The sequence below is a fragment of the bacterium genome (assembly GCA_024228115.1).
GTDB lineage: Bacteria > Myxococcota_A > UBA9160 > UBA9160 > UBA6930.
The window spans coordinates 1-11001 of record JAAETT010000301.1 but is presented as its reverse complement, the minus strand read 5'-3'; the positions used below and the strand labels follow the sequence as shown (position 1 = coordinate 11001).

The 11001-nt window shown below is 65.3% G+C and carries 12 protein-coding genes; 4 read left to right on the top strand and 8 right to left on the bottom strand.

Annotation, left to right across the window (positions count from 1 at the left end; all coding sequences use genetic code 11):
* Positions 1–190: 190 nt before the first annotated feature.
* Both GY937_13525 and arfB read left to right on the top strand, forming a co-directional pair.
* On the top strand, positions 191–820 hold the full coding sequence (locus GY937_13525; protein MCP5057727.1) for a hypothetical protein: 630 nt from the start codon (positions 191–193) through the stop codon (positions 818–820).
* A gap of 9 nt (positions 821–829) precedes the next feature.
* Positions 830–1261 carry an aminoacyl-tRNA hydrolase gene (gene arfB, locus GY937_13520; GenBank protein ID MCP5057726.1) on the top strand — a complete coding sequence of 144 codons (432 nt, stop codon included), beginning with the start codon at positions 830–832 and terminating at the stop codon, positions 1259–1261.
* A gap of 35 nt (positions 1262–1296) precedes the next feature.
* On the opposite strand, the gene GY937_13515 is transcribed toward arfB, so the two are convergent.
* The 7 genes from GY937_13515 to GY937_13485 all read right to left on the bottom strand — a co-directional run bounded on the left by GY937_13515 (position 1297) and on the right by GY937_13485 (position 8383).
* Positions 1297–1701 carry an OsmC family protein gene (locus GY937_13515; protein ID MCP5057725.1) on the bottom strand — a complete coding sequence of 135 codons (405 nt, stop codon included), beginning with the start codon at positions 1699–1701 and terminating at the stop codon, positions 1297–1299.
* A 20-nt stretch (positions 1702–1721) separates the two neighbouring features.
* Entirely contained in the window at positions 1722–2876 is a 1155-nt protein-coding gene (locus tag GY937_13510; GenBank protein ID MCP5057724.1) for a beta-lactamase family protein, read from the bottom strand.
* A 57-nt stretch (positions 2877–2933) separates the two neighbouring features.
* On the bottom strand, positions 2934–4346 hold the full coding sequence (locus GY937_13505) for an amidase (protein ID MCP5057723.1): 1413 nt from the start codon (positions 4344–4346) through the stop codon (positions 2934–2936).
* A gap of 265 nt (positions 4347–4611) precedes the next feature.
* A complete protein-coding gene (locus tag GY937_13500) occupies positions 4612–5910 on the bottom strand; it encodes a HAMP domain-containing histidine kinase (GenBank protein MCP5057722.1) in 1299 nt (432 codons plus the stop codon).
* Positions 5907–6632 (bottom strand): response regulator transcription factor, encoded by a 726-nt coding sequence (locus GY937_13495; protein ID MCP5057721.1) that lies wholly within the window; start codon positions 6630–6632, stop codon positions 5907–5909. Before GY937_13495 ends, GY937_13500 begins: the two co-directional genes overlap by 4 nt.
* 140 nt (positions 6633–6772) lie before the next feature.
* Positions 6773–7264, bottom strand: coding sequence for a periplasmic heavy metal sensor (locus GY937_13490; protein MCP5057720.1), 492 nt, complete (start codon positions 7262–7264; stop codon positions 6773–6775).
* Between the two features lie 87 nt (positions 7265–7351).
* Complete coding sequence (locus GY937_13485) at positions 7352–8383, bottom strand: Gfo/Idh/MocA family oxidoreductase (GenBank protein MCP5057719.1); 1032 nt, start codon at positions 8381–8383, stop codon at positions 7352–7354.
* 41 nt (positions 8384–8424) lie between these two features.
* Here GY937_13485 and GY937_13480 point away from each other — a divergent pair, with 41 nt between their 5' ends.
* Positions 8425–9381: an SDR family NAD(P)-dependent oxidoreductase gene (locus GY937_13480; GenBank protein ID MCP5057718.1), complete on the top strand. Its 957-nt coding sequence runs from the start codon at positions 8425–8427 to the stop codon at positions 9379–9381.
* A gap of 43 nt (positions 9382–9424) precedes the next feature.
* Here GY937_13480 and xth read toward each other — a convergent pair whose 3' ends face one another.
* Positions 9425–10189 carry an exodeoxyribonuclease III gene (gene xth / locus GY937_13475; GenBank protein MCP5057717.1) on the bottom strand — a complete coding sequence of 255 codons (765 nt, stop codon included), beginning with the start codon at positions 10187–10189 and terminating at the stop codon, positions 9425–9427.
* Positions 10190–10242: 53 nt separating this feature from the next.
* Between xth and msrA the strand changes: the two genes are divergently transcribed.
* The gene (msrA, locus tag GY937_13470; protein ID MCP5057716.1) at positions 10243–10866 is read left to right on the top strand and encodes a peptide-methionine (S)-S-oxide reductase MsrA; all 624 of its coding nucleotides are present in this window, start codon (positions 10243–10245) and stop codon (positions 10864–10866) included.
* Positions 10867–11001 lie beyond the last annotated feature (135 nt).

Sequence of the window (11001 nt, the reverse complement as noted above, 5' to 3'; positions counted from 1 at the left end):
GGTGACAGTCTGTGCGGTAGAATCCGGCTTCATGAAGGGGCCCTTGTTGAGGGGAAACGGGTGTCGCAACACGTTTCTACCGCAACTGGGGCCTTCTTCAATTCAAGAACGAGACTTCTTCATGAATTTTCCGGGCTAGACGGGCGAGAACGACGACTCAAGCCTCGACTCCGCGCTCCGATGCAGATGTATGGCCGGCGGTAGGATCAAAGGGGCTGTGCTCGCGGGCGGCATGGAAGAGCTGAAACGGCTGCAAGAGGAGGGGCGGATCTCCCAGGAGCAGCTCGAGAACGCTCTCGATGCGGAAGACCTTCGCCTTCTCGATTGCAAGGTCGACCCGGCGGCTTGGTATGCGGTGGCCATCGCGGACCGGGTCGCGCTCCTGCTCTTCGAAATCGATGGCGGTGGGCGGATCGAATACCTGCACGATCGCGGCCGGATGGCCGCAGACCGCTTGATCGCCAGCGGGCTCTACCAACAGCTCGATTCCCTGACCGATGGCAAGGCAGCCTCCATGAGCGAACTGCGCTTGTTGCTGCGTCTGGTCGTCAGCGTTCAAGGCGCCCTCTTCGACGTGGGTCGTTGGTCCGTGGATACGGATGAGAAGAATCCGGCCCGACTCAAAGTGACGGTCGAGGATGCCGCTGCGTTTCCCGAATCGATGCGGCACAACGTCGCAGGCTTCTTCACACGCGCAGGGGAAGAGGCCGGCCTGGATTCCGGCTGGATCTCGGAGCGGCCGCGGCCGGATTTGATGATCTATCGGATGGACAAGGACTACGAAGCTCCGACCCGGGAAGAGGCCGGCGCCGTTCCCTAGGCTCGTCCCATGCCCCTCCGAGATCTCGAGCTCTCGTCGCGAAGGCGCCTCCCGGCGCGCCTCCTGCGAGCCCAGAGCGTCCGCTCGAGCGGGCCCGGCGGCCAGAACGTCAACAAGGTCGCCACCAAGGTCGATCTTTCGCTCGATCTGGAGGGCACGGAGCGCTTGCTAGGCGCGACGCCGACCGCCCGCATCCGCCGCAAGCTGGCCTCGCGCATCGCAGCCGATGGCCGCCTCCACGTTCAGGCGGGTCGCGCGCGAACCCGCGGACGCAATCTCGAGGCGGCCCTCTCCCGGTTGGAGGACCTCCTGCGTGAAGCGCTCGAAGTTCCCCGACAACGCCGGGCAACCCGGCCTTCGCGAGCGAGCCGCGAGAGGCGCCTCACGGCGAAGCGCCACCTCGCCGAAAAGAAACAGTCGAGATCGCGTCCGGACGAGTAGGACCCGCCCACCGCTCACGCCGCCTGGGCGGCAGATCAATTCCAATGGAATGTGACGTCGACCTTCGTCTCCGGGTGGAGGCTGTTGTGAACCGGACAGGTGTGGGCCGTGCGCTCGAGAACACGGCGGGCGCTCTCGGGGATTCCAGCCGGTAGCTCGATCTGGACGTCCAGGCGCCCGATGCGTCGCGACGGATCGGCGACCATATGCTTCTCGACGCTCGCCGTCGCGCCCTCCAGCGGCCACTCGTGGCGGCGAGCGACGATGCCCATCACGGTGAGCATGCAACTGCCGAGCGCCGTCGCCAGGAGATCCGTCGGAGAGAACGCCTCACCACGCCCCTCGTTGTCCTTGGGAGCGTCGGTCTCGAGCGTTGCGCCCGAGGGATGGCGGGCGCTCGAATGAAGCTCCCCTTCGTACCGCATCTCGATTCGGACCATGCTGTCTTCCCTTCCTGATGTCAGAGGGCGGCGTAGGCCGCATCGATGAGTGCGAGCGCCCGGTCATCGAGCAGGATTCGCGGGCCCATCCGGTTCATCACGTAGCCAATGCCAAGGCGCCGCTGCGTATCGGCGAGCCCCACCGAACCACCGGCGCCAGGATGACCGAAAGCCCCATCGTTCGGCCCGAAACGGGCCATCCTTTCGTCCTGGGAGAGCATGAATCCGAGCCCGAAGCGCGTGGAGATCCCGAGCACCGCGTCGGGCCCATGAGACTGCTCGGTACGCGCCGCCTCGATCGATTCGGGGCTGATCACACGACCGTCGTTCAGCGCGACGATGCCGTAGAGCTTCGCGATCGCGCGGGCAGTCGCATGTCCGTTGGCACCTGGAATTTCAGCGCTCCGCCATTCCGGCACGTTCACCCCGGCCATCATCGAGGGCGGATTTCCGAACGCCCGCGCCGTCATGCCTTCGAGATCGGCCATGATCCTCTGCCCCATCTCCAGGGCGTCCTTGTCATCGGGGCCCGGCATCGCCATCGGCCCCATTTCCGCGACCCGGCCGTGTTCCGCCTCCGCAAGCCCAATGTGGAAATCGAGGCCGAGGGGCTGGGCGATCTCCTCGCGAAAGAACGTCCCCAGGCTCTTGCCGCTGATGCGACGGACGACCTCGCCTACCAGCCAGCCATAGGTGAGCGCGTGGTAGCCGTGCTCCTCGCCAGGCGTCCACCACGGCTCTTCAGCGGCCAGCGCGGTGGCCATGGCGTCCCAGTCGTAGAGAGCTTCCCCCGGAAGCACCTCGCGTACCGCCGGCAACCCGGCCCTGTGGGAGAGCAGCCAGCGAACCGGGATCTCCTGCTTCCCGGCGGCAGCGAATTCCGGCCAGTACTTCGCAACCGGTGCATCCAGATCGAGCTTCCCCTGATCGACGAGCCGATGCGCACAGAAGGCCGCTGCCCCCTTGGTCGTCGAGTAGACATTCACCAGGGTGTCCCGCTGCCACGGCTGGGTGCGGGCCTGATCCGCGAAGCCGCCCCAGAGGTCGACCACCGGCTCCCCGTCGAGGAAGACGCTTACCGCAGCACCGATCTCGTCTCGCTCCCGGAAGCCTTCTTCGAATACGGCGCGCACGCCATCGAAGGCCTCGTGGCAGCTCCCTTGTAGTTCGCCCATGGGGTCTCCCTCGCGCAGCTGGGTCCGCGCTCATTGATCATCCACCTCGTCGGAACCTCAGCCGATCTGAGGCCACTCCGGATGCCAAGGCCGTTCGCGTTCGAACGCCAGGGCGGCACGCAGCACCAGGTCGTCCCGATGCCGGGGGCCGACGATCTGAAGACCGATCGGAAGACCGGCCTTGGAAACGCCTGCTCGAACCGTCGCCGCCGGATGCCAGGACATATTGAACGGGATGGTGAACGCCGCGACGCCGGCCGCGTGCTGTTTGCGGCCCTCGGTCTCTTCCGGGAACGGTCCCCGAGCCGGCGGCGGGTCGTAGGGCACGGTGGGCGTGAGAAGGAAATCGACTTCATCGAATACGCGGGCGCACCATTCGTTCAGCTGCATGCGTTGTTCGGAAATGCGGCCCCAGATTTCGGGCGTCATGGCATCCGCCGCCTGGACACCGCGGATGAACGTTCGACCGAACTCCTCTTCTCGCTCCGGCAGGTACGAACCCAGCGGGCCGGCCATCTCGAAAGCGCCGAGCAGGCCCCATTCGCGGCCCATTCTGGGCGGCCCGCCCTCGACCGGCACCAGCGTGTGGCCAGCCGTCTCGAAAGCCTTCACCGAATCGTCGAAGCAGGCGGCCACATCGGATTGGACCACCGCATAGCCGAGATCCGGTGAGACGCCGAAGCGTGTCCCCGCCGGCAGTTCTTCTGCGAGGGCCTGGACGTAGGAGATGCCGGGGTCCGGCAACGACTTCGGATCACACGGCGACGCCCCGGCCACCTGATCGAGGAAGAGTGCACCATCGGCGACGGTCTTCGTCGTCGGTCCGTACACCGATGTATCCCCGTAGTTCCATTGATGCATCGGGCCGCGGGGAACCCTGCCAAAGGAGACCTTTAAACCGAACGCGCCCACGAAGCTGGCGGGAATGCGAATCGAACCGCCGCCATCGGAGGAAGTCACCAGAGGGCATACGGAAGCGGCGAGCACTGCAGCCGATCCGCCACTCGAACCGCCGGGCGTTCGCTCGAGATCCCAGGGTGAGCGCGTCACGCCGTAGACGAGATTCTTCGTGATCGCCGTGTAGCCGAACTCCGGTGCGTTCGTCTTTCCGACCAGGATCGCACCCGCATCCCGCAGCCGACCCACCTGGGTACTGTCGTGATCTGCAATGCGATCCTTGTAGATCAGGCATCCCTCGGTGTGGGGAAGACCTTCGGCAGCCTCGAGATCCTTGACGCCGAGCGGCACCCCTTCGAGGGGCCGCGCTTCACCGCGGGCGATGCGCTCGTCGGCAGCGCGGGCATCGGCGAGGATCGCCTCGCGATCCCGCAGCGCCACGAAGGCATTCAGATCCGCGTTGGTGGCATCGATGCGCGCCAGCACGGCTTCGCCGAGCTCGACGGAGGAGAGCTTCCGTTCGCGCAACGCGGCAGTGAGTTCGGTGAGCGAAAGATCGAGGGGGGTCGTCATCTAGCGAGTGTAGACCGTTCCGATGGGCCCGGGCGACTGGAGTCCGGAGTCGACCGATCGCCCTGGATTGGCACCTGGCCGCTTCGCGAACGTCGCGGCACGGCCCGAGCGCATCCGGAACCCAGTAAAGGTCGGCAGACAGGTGAGCCTTGCCGTTTGTATCTGGCCACAGAAACTGGCGGCGTGCTGCCTTCTGCCGCCAACTGAATCTGGGAGGCCGGGAATCCGGGAGACGCAAATGCAACCGCCGGCCAAGTCCCGGGAATCAGCGGGGCGCTTCGGTCCGGCCGGGCAGATCAACCTGGATCACGGTACCCCCACCCTCCCGTCCCAATGCGCGCGCTTCTCCTCCGTGGTGGCGTGCCACCTGCCGCACGATGGCAAGGCCAAGACCCAACCCGCCGGCCGCTCCACTGCCGCGGGTAAAGGCGTCGAAGACCGCATGTTGCTGCGCTTCGGGGATGCCGGGCCCGCGGTCAGCGACGGAGATGCGCACGCCGCGCCCGTCGGCGAGTGGGCCGATTTGGATCTCTACCTGGCAACCCGGCGCGTGACGCTCGGCGTTCGCAATCAGGTTGCGAAGCAAGTGGCGCAGGCTGCGTGCATCGCCCAACAACGTGGGCACACCCTCCGCGGGGCCAACGACTTCGATCTCCCCTTCCGCCCTGGCTGCTTCTTCCGCCGCCAGGGCAAGCAGGTCCACCCGTTCGTAGCCGGTCGTCGGCTCGAGCATGTCGAGCCGGCTCACCACCAGCAATTCCTCCACACCGGCATCGAGCTCGGCGACGTCATGGGCGACCTGCCGGCGGAGCTCCGAAAGCCGCTCCGAGGAGAGATCTGTACCGCCTCCCAGGATTTCGACGGCGATGCGCAGGCGTGCGAGAGGTGAGCGCAGCTCGTGGGACGCACTAGCAAGGAGCGTCCGCTGCGCCTCGACCAGGGATTCGATGCGCTCTGCCGTGCGATTGAACGATTCGGCGAGCCGTGCCACCTCGTCTCGTCCCTCGATCTGCGCCCGTGCGGTCAGCTCGCCTTGCCCGAATGCATCCACACTCGTGGAGAGGCGCTCGAGCCTCCCGGTGATCCCGCGTGCAACCGGATAGGCACCTACACCAAGCGCCAGAGCGAAGACGCCGAGCGCAAGCAGCGCATGCCAACCGGGGCCTCGGCCGTGGGCCAATCTGAGCACCACCCAATGCCCGCTCGAAACGTGAACCGCCGCTGCTGGGGGCCCCCGGAAGCCGCGGCGCAGCCAATGCGCGCCCTTCTCATCGACGCGCGGAGCGGGCACGAACGGCCCGGCCTCGGCCAGACGGCGTCCCTCCAGGTCGAAGACGGCAATGCCGGTATCGAAATCCCGTGCCAGGCGCTCCACACGTGCCGGCAACGTCCCGGGATCCGCTCGCTCGGGAAAGACCAACAATTCGGCTGCCGTCGTGAGTTCTGCAAGCGGCCGCGGGGCCGATTCGCGATCGATCGCCCGGAACAACAGCGCGGAGAGAACGAAGAAGATCAGCACGACCGCCAGGAAGGCCAGGTAGATACGTAGGGAGAGTCGGCTCATAGGTCAGGCTCGTCCTGCTTCGACGCGAACACGTAACCCGTGCCGCGCACCGTCAGGATCCGGCGAGGTTTCCGGGGATCGGCCTCGATCGCTGCGCGGATCCGCGAGATGTGAACGTCGATACTTCGATCGAAGGCCTCGAGGTCGTGACCAGCGAGCCGGGTCATGATCGTATCGCGACTCAGCACTCGCCCGGGATGCTCAGAAAGCACACAGAGCAAGGCAAACTGGTGACTCGTGAGTTCTCGTTCCTCGCCATCGATCCGCACCTTCCGCGCACCGTGATCGATCTCCAGACGACCGAAGCGTTCGATCTTGTCCGCTCCGGGCTCGGCACGCCCCCGCCGAAGAACCGCCCGCAAGCGAGCCAGCAGTTCCCGGGGATTGAAGGGCTTCGGCAGGTAGTCGTCAGCCCCGAGCTCGAGACCGACGATCCGGTCGGTCTCGTCCCCACGCGCAGTGAGCATGAGAACCGGCAGCGCTGCCGCCACATCCCCGGCCTCTCCCGCTCGGATTCGTCGACAGAGATCGAGGCCGTCCCCATCGGGGAGCATCACATCGAGAATCAGGAGATCGTGGATGCCCGCAGCGCTGACCAGGAAAGCCAATCCATCCGCCACGGTTCCGCGCGCATCGACCTCGAAGCCTGCTTCACCGAGGTACTCCACGAGCATCCGCGAGAGCTCCACGTCGTCATCGATGAGCAGGATGCGAGGCACCATCCCAAGACCGTGCTCCGACTTCTCGTCCGGCGCCAGCCCCGCTTCAAGACCTGCGCGCATTCCGCGCTGCACAACCCGCTCTGCGCATTCCGGGATCGCCGCACGGCCGGCCCGGGCCCGGCCGTGGGTCCAATCCCAGCTCAGTGCCAGCCGTGTCGGCGGCCGTGACGTCCCCGGCGCTTCTCGTGCTCGGCGATCAACGTCGCGCGCTGCTCGGGTGTAAGGACTTCGGCAACCTGAACGAGCGCGTCCACGACCTGCTTGGAGCCATCCTCCATACGGCCGAGTGCTTCCCCGCGCAGCCGTTCGAGGGCGTCACGGTCGACCACCTGGCTCGAAAACGCTGCAGCGAACTCCGCGCGATGGGCCTCGTGCCCTTCGTGGAGGCCGCGCATCTGCTCGATGGCTCCCTTCGCGATGATGGCGATCTCGTCGAGCTGTTCATCGCTGGGATCCGCGCTGCGCAGCATCCAACGTGCACCGTGGCGGAGGTGATCCAGATCGATCTCCTCGTCTCCGTGGAGCATGCCATGAGGGCCCGGGCCGTGATGGCGGCCACAAGCACCCGCCGTGACGACCATGAGGCCAAGAAGCCCGACCACCGCCGAACCGATCCAGAATCTACGTCCCATGTGATTTCCTCCCGAGCGCATGTCAAGAGTATCGGCGGGAGCGATGTCGGGAGATGTTCGCGGAAGTAAAGAAGTGTAAAGCCGGGGCTAGCGTGCTGTCGTCGCGCGTAGCGGAAGTCCTGCGGCCTGGTACACCCGGTCGATCGTCTTCATGTTCCCGAGCGTATCCGCCCGGCCTCCGAAGGTCGGGGCGTAGGGTGCACCTTTCTCGAGCAGCTTCAGGAAGGCCTCGAGCTGGTAGGCGAAGGTAGGCCGACGACTGAGCTCCTGACGCATCGGTTCGTATCCCTCCAGCGTCAGCGTGATCTCGTGGCCAATCATCGGCGCCTGGAAACGCGTTACCTCGAGCCGCCCCTGCGGGCCCCTTGCCCTGAAGACACTCTCGAAGGGCGTTCCCCGGCCCATCCCCGCTCTCATTCGGCCTACGGCTCCGCTCGGAAAGCGAAGCTCCGCCTGCATGTGCGCATCAATTCCAGGAGGGCCCTGTTTGGCTTCGGCCGTGATCTCTTGCGGTTCCTGCCCCGTTGCCATGCGCAGCACGTGGAGCGTGTAACAGCCGAGATCCATCGTCACGCCGCCGGCAAGGGATAGATCGAAGCGGATGTCTTCTTCTGGAATAGGCGCAGTAAAGACGGCCTCCAGTTCCTCCAGCGGACCGAGCAATGAACCGCCCTCCCCTGTTCCGCGGCAGACCTCGATCAGATGCTGCGCCACCGGGTGGTAGGGATAGTGGATCGCCTCCATCAACAGCAGGCCGTGGCGCTCGGCCTCGTCGAAGAGCCGTTCTGCTTCTGCGGCGTTCGCGGCGAGCGGCTTTTCGCAAAGCACATGCTTGCCTGCACGCAGCGCCTCCAGGGTCCAGTGGCCGTGAAGCCCATTCGGGAGCGGGTTGTAGACGACGTCGACATCGTCTCGGGAAAACAGCTCCGCGTAGGATTCCGAAACGTGGGGGATGCCTCGGGCTTCCGCGAAAGCGCGTGCCCTCTCGGGCTCCCGCGCCGCGACGGCCACGACCCGTGCACCCGTGTGCTCCGCGCAGGGATCAACGATGGCCTTCGGTGCGATCCGCGCTGCGCCCAGGATTCCGAAACCAACGATGCTCGAAGGGTTGGATTGCATCTGGAGAGCCTAGGCTACGCTGCCAGCCACGAGGAGGACCCATGACCGATCGAAGCCGATTCAACCACGAAACCACGACCGATCAGGTGCTCGAGGGGATCGACCTCCGGGGCAAGGTGGCCATCGTCACGGGCTCCTCGGGTGGGCTCGGAGCGGAGGCAGCGCGAAGCCTGGCTTCGAAGGGTGCGGCCGTGACGATCACCGCCCGGGATCTGGCAAAGGGCGAATCCGTCGCCGAGAGCATTCGCTCCAGTACCGGAAATGCGGCAATCGAGGTGCGACCCCTCGAACTCGGTTCACCCGAGAGCATTCGCGAATTCGCCAAGGGCTGGCTCTCCGAGCACGGTGAGCTGCATATCCTGATCAACAACGCGGGCGTCATGGCGAGCCCCCTTGGGCGCACGGAGAGAGGCTTCGAACTCCAGTTCGGAACGAACCACCTCGGACATTTCCTGCTCACCGGCCTCCTCACCCCCGCTCTCATTGCGGGAGCACCCTCCCGGGTGGTGTGCGTCAGCTCCGGGGGCCACCGGTTCTCGCCCGTCGTGTTCGAAGATCCGAACTACGAAAGCCGCGCCTACGACAAATGGGAGGCCTACGGGCAGGCCAAGACCGCCAACATCCTGCATGCCGTTGAACTCGATCGTCGGCTCAAGGGCAGAGGCGTTCGCAGCTATGCGATCCATCCCGGCGGCATCATGACGGAGCTGGGGCGACACCTCGACGCAGAGGACATCAAGATGCTCACCGAGCGATCCTCGAGCGCAGGCATCCAATGGAAGGAGGTTCCGGCGGGCGCAGCCACGGAGGTCTACGCCGCGACGGCTCCGGAGTTGGCCGAGACGGGCGCCGTGTATCTCGAAGACTGCGGGATCGCCGACATCTCGAATGACATGGAGCAATCCGGTGGCGTGGCGGCCTACGCACTGGATACGGACAACGCGAAGCGTCTCTGGGAGATCTCCGAGGAACTCCTGGGCGAACGCTTCGACGCGTGACAAAGAGCAGGCCCGGCCTCGAGGAAGAGGCAGGGCACGGCGCCTACGCGAGCTCTGCGATGACCGGAGCGTGGTCTGACGCCGTCAGGCCCTCCTGCTTCTTGCGGTAGTCCCTGTCGATCATCACCTCGCGGGTCCGCTCGCGCACCTCTGCCGTCCCCAGCACGAAGTCGATCCTCAAACCGTGGCCTCGGTGAAAGGAGCCGCCCCGGTAGTCCCACCAGGAGTAGGCCTGTTCGTCGGGATGGAGCACGCGAAAGAGATCCGTCCAACCCTGTTCGGCGAAGCGGCCCATGCGCTCCCGCTCGGCATCGGTATGAAAGATGTCGCCAGCAAATTTCGCCTCGTTCCAGCTATCGAGCCCGGTCGGGCAGATGTTGAAGTCACCGCATACGACGGACGCCCCGGCGGGCGAGCCCAGATGATCGGCCAGGGCGTCGAACCAGACGAGCTTGCGCGGGTAGTCGTCATGATCGGTGTTCTTGCCGTTCGGGCAGTAAACGGTGGTGAACGTCAAGCCATCCACCTCCGCCGTGATGAGCCGCGCACCGAATTCTTCCTGGCCCGGCAGGCCCGCTTGAACCAGTGTGGCAGGCTTTCGACTCAAGATGGCCACACCGTTCCAGGCCTTCTGGCCGTGCGTCACCGCCTGGTACCCGGCTTGCTCGAAGACGTCGTGGGGAAACTGGTCGTCTTGGAGTTTCAACTCCTGCAGGCCCACCACGTCGGGTTCACGAGCGGCCAGCCAGTGAAGCACGAAATCGAGTCGGGCCCGCATTCCGTTGACATTCCAGGTCGCGATCTTCATGAGAGGAGGATAACAGCGTTGGTTGGGGTTACTCTCGGTGCGGAGGTTCCAGCATGGGACTGTTGTCCAGAAAGACCGAGATGCCGACCCGGGAACACGCCCTGCCCGGCCGCGATGTGAAGATGCCGGTGGCGAACCAGCACACCGTGCTCCACAACCCCATCCTCCCGCCTTTCCCCGAGGCGCTCGAGTTGGCCATGTTTGGCCTGGGTTGTTTCTGGGGTGCCGAACGGATGTTCTGGCAGGCCAGCGGCGTGTGGACGACGGCAGTGGGCTACGCGGCAGGGCATAGCCCGAACCCCACCTACGAAGAGGTTTGCAGCGGCCTCACCGGGCATAACGAGGTGGTCCGCGTCGTCTTCGATCCGTCGCAGACATCCTTCGATGCCATGCTCGACATCTTCTGGGAGAGCCACGATCCGACCCAGGGCATGCGTCAAGGAGGGGATGTGGGGACGCAATACCGCTCGGGCATCTACGTCTACGGGGACGCGCAGCGACAGCAGGCCGAGGCATCCTGCGAGGCTTTTCGGAAGCGGCTTTCGGCTGCTGGCTTCGGCGAGATCACCACGGAGATCATCGACGCCGGCCCCTTCTACTACGCCGAGGACTACCACCAGCAATACCTGGACAAGAACCCAGGCGGGTACTGCGGCCTCGGAGGAACGGGGGTCTAGCCTGAACTATGCACGAAAGTTGGCTGAGAAGCTGGCTTTCCAATGTTTCAGCGTGCCGCGCGGCGATTGACGCTGACGGATCTCGTTTTGGGTGGTCGATGCCCATTCCGTGGCGCGAATGCGGAGTGTGCTTCG

Bases quoted from the DNA above. Each gene is read 5' to 3' on its own strand.
- msrA (MCP5057716.1), top strand. From the start codon at position 10,243: ATGGGACTGTTGTCCAGAAAGACCGAGATGCCGACCCGGGAACACGCC.
- xth (MCP5057717.1), bottom strand. From the start codon at position 10,189: ATGAAGATCGCGACCTGGAATGTCAACGGAATGCGGGCCCGACTCGAT.
- GY937_13515 (MCP5057725.1), bottom strand. From the start codon at position 1,701: ATGGTCCGAATCGAGATGCGGTACGAAGGGGAGCTTCATTCGAGCGCC.
- GY937_13495 (MCP5057721.1), bottom strand. From the start codon at position 6,632: ATGGTGCCTCGCATCCTGCTCATCGATGACGACGTGGAGCTCTCGCGG.
- GY937_13525 (MCP5057727.1), top strand. From the start codon at position 191: ATGGCCGGCGGTAGGATCAAAGGGGCTGTGCTCGCGGGCGGCATGGAA.
- GY937_13485 (MCP5057719.1), bottom strand. From the start codon at position 8,383: ATGCAATCCAACCCTTCGAGCATCGTTGGTTTCGGAATCCTGGGCGCA.
- GY937_13510 (MCP5057724.1), bottom strand. From the start codon at position 2,876: ATGGGCGAACTACAAGGGAGCTGCCACGAGGCCTTCGATGGCGTGCGC.
- GY937_13480 (MCP5057718.1), top strand. From the start codon at position 8,425: ATGACCGATCGAAGCCGATTCAACCACGAAACCACGACCGATCAGGTG.
- GY937_13490 (MCP5057720.1), bottom strand. From the start codon at position 7,264: ATGGGACGTAGATTCTGGATCGGTTCGGCGGTGGTCGGGCTTCTTGGC.
- GY937_13505 (MCP5057723.1), bottom strand. From the start codon at position 4,346: ATGACGACCCCCCTCGATCTTTCGCTCACCGAACTCACTGCCGCGTTG.
- GY937_13500 (MCP5057722.1), bottom strand. From the start codon at position 5,910: ATGAGCCGACTCTCCCTACGTATCTACCTGGCCTTCCTGGCGGTCGTG.
- arfB (MCP5057726.1), top strand. From the start codon at position 830: ATGCCCCTCCGAGATCTCGAGCTCTCGTCGCGAAGGCGCCTCCCGGCG.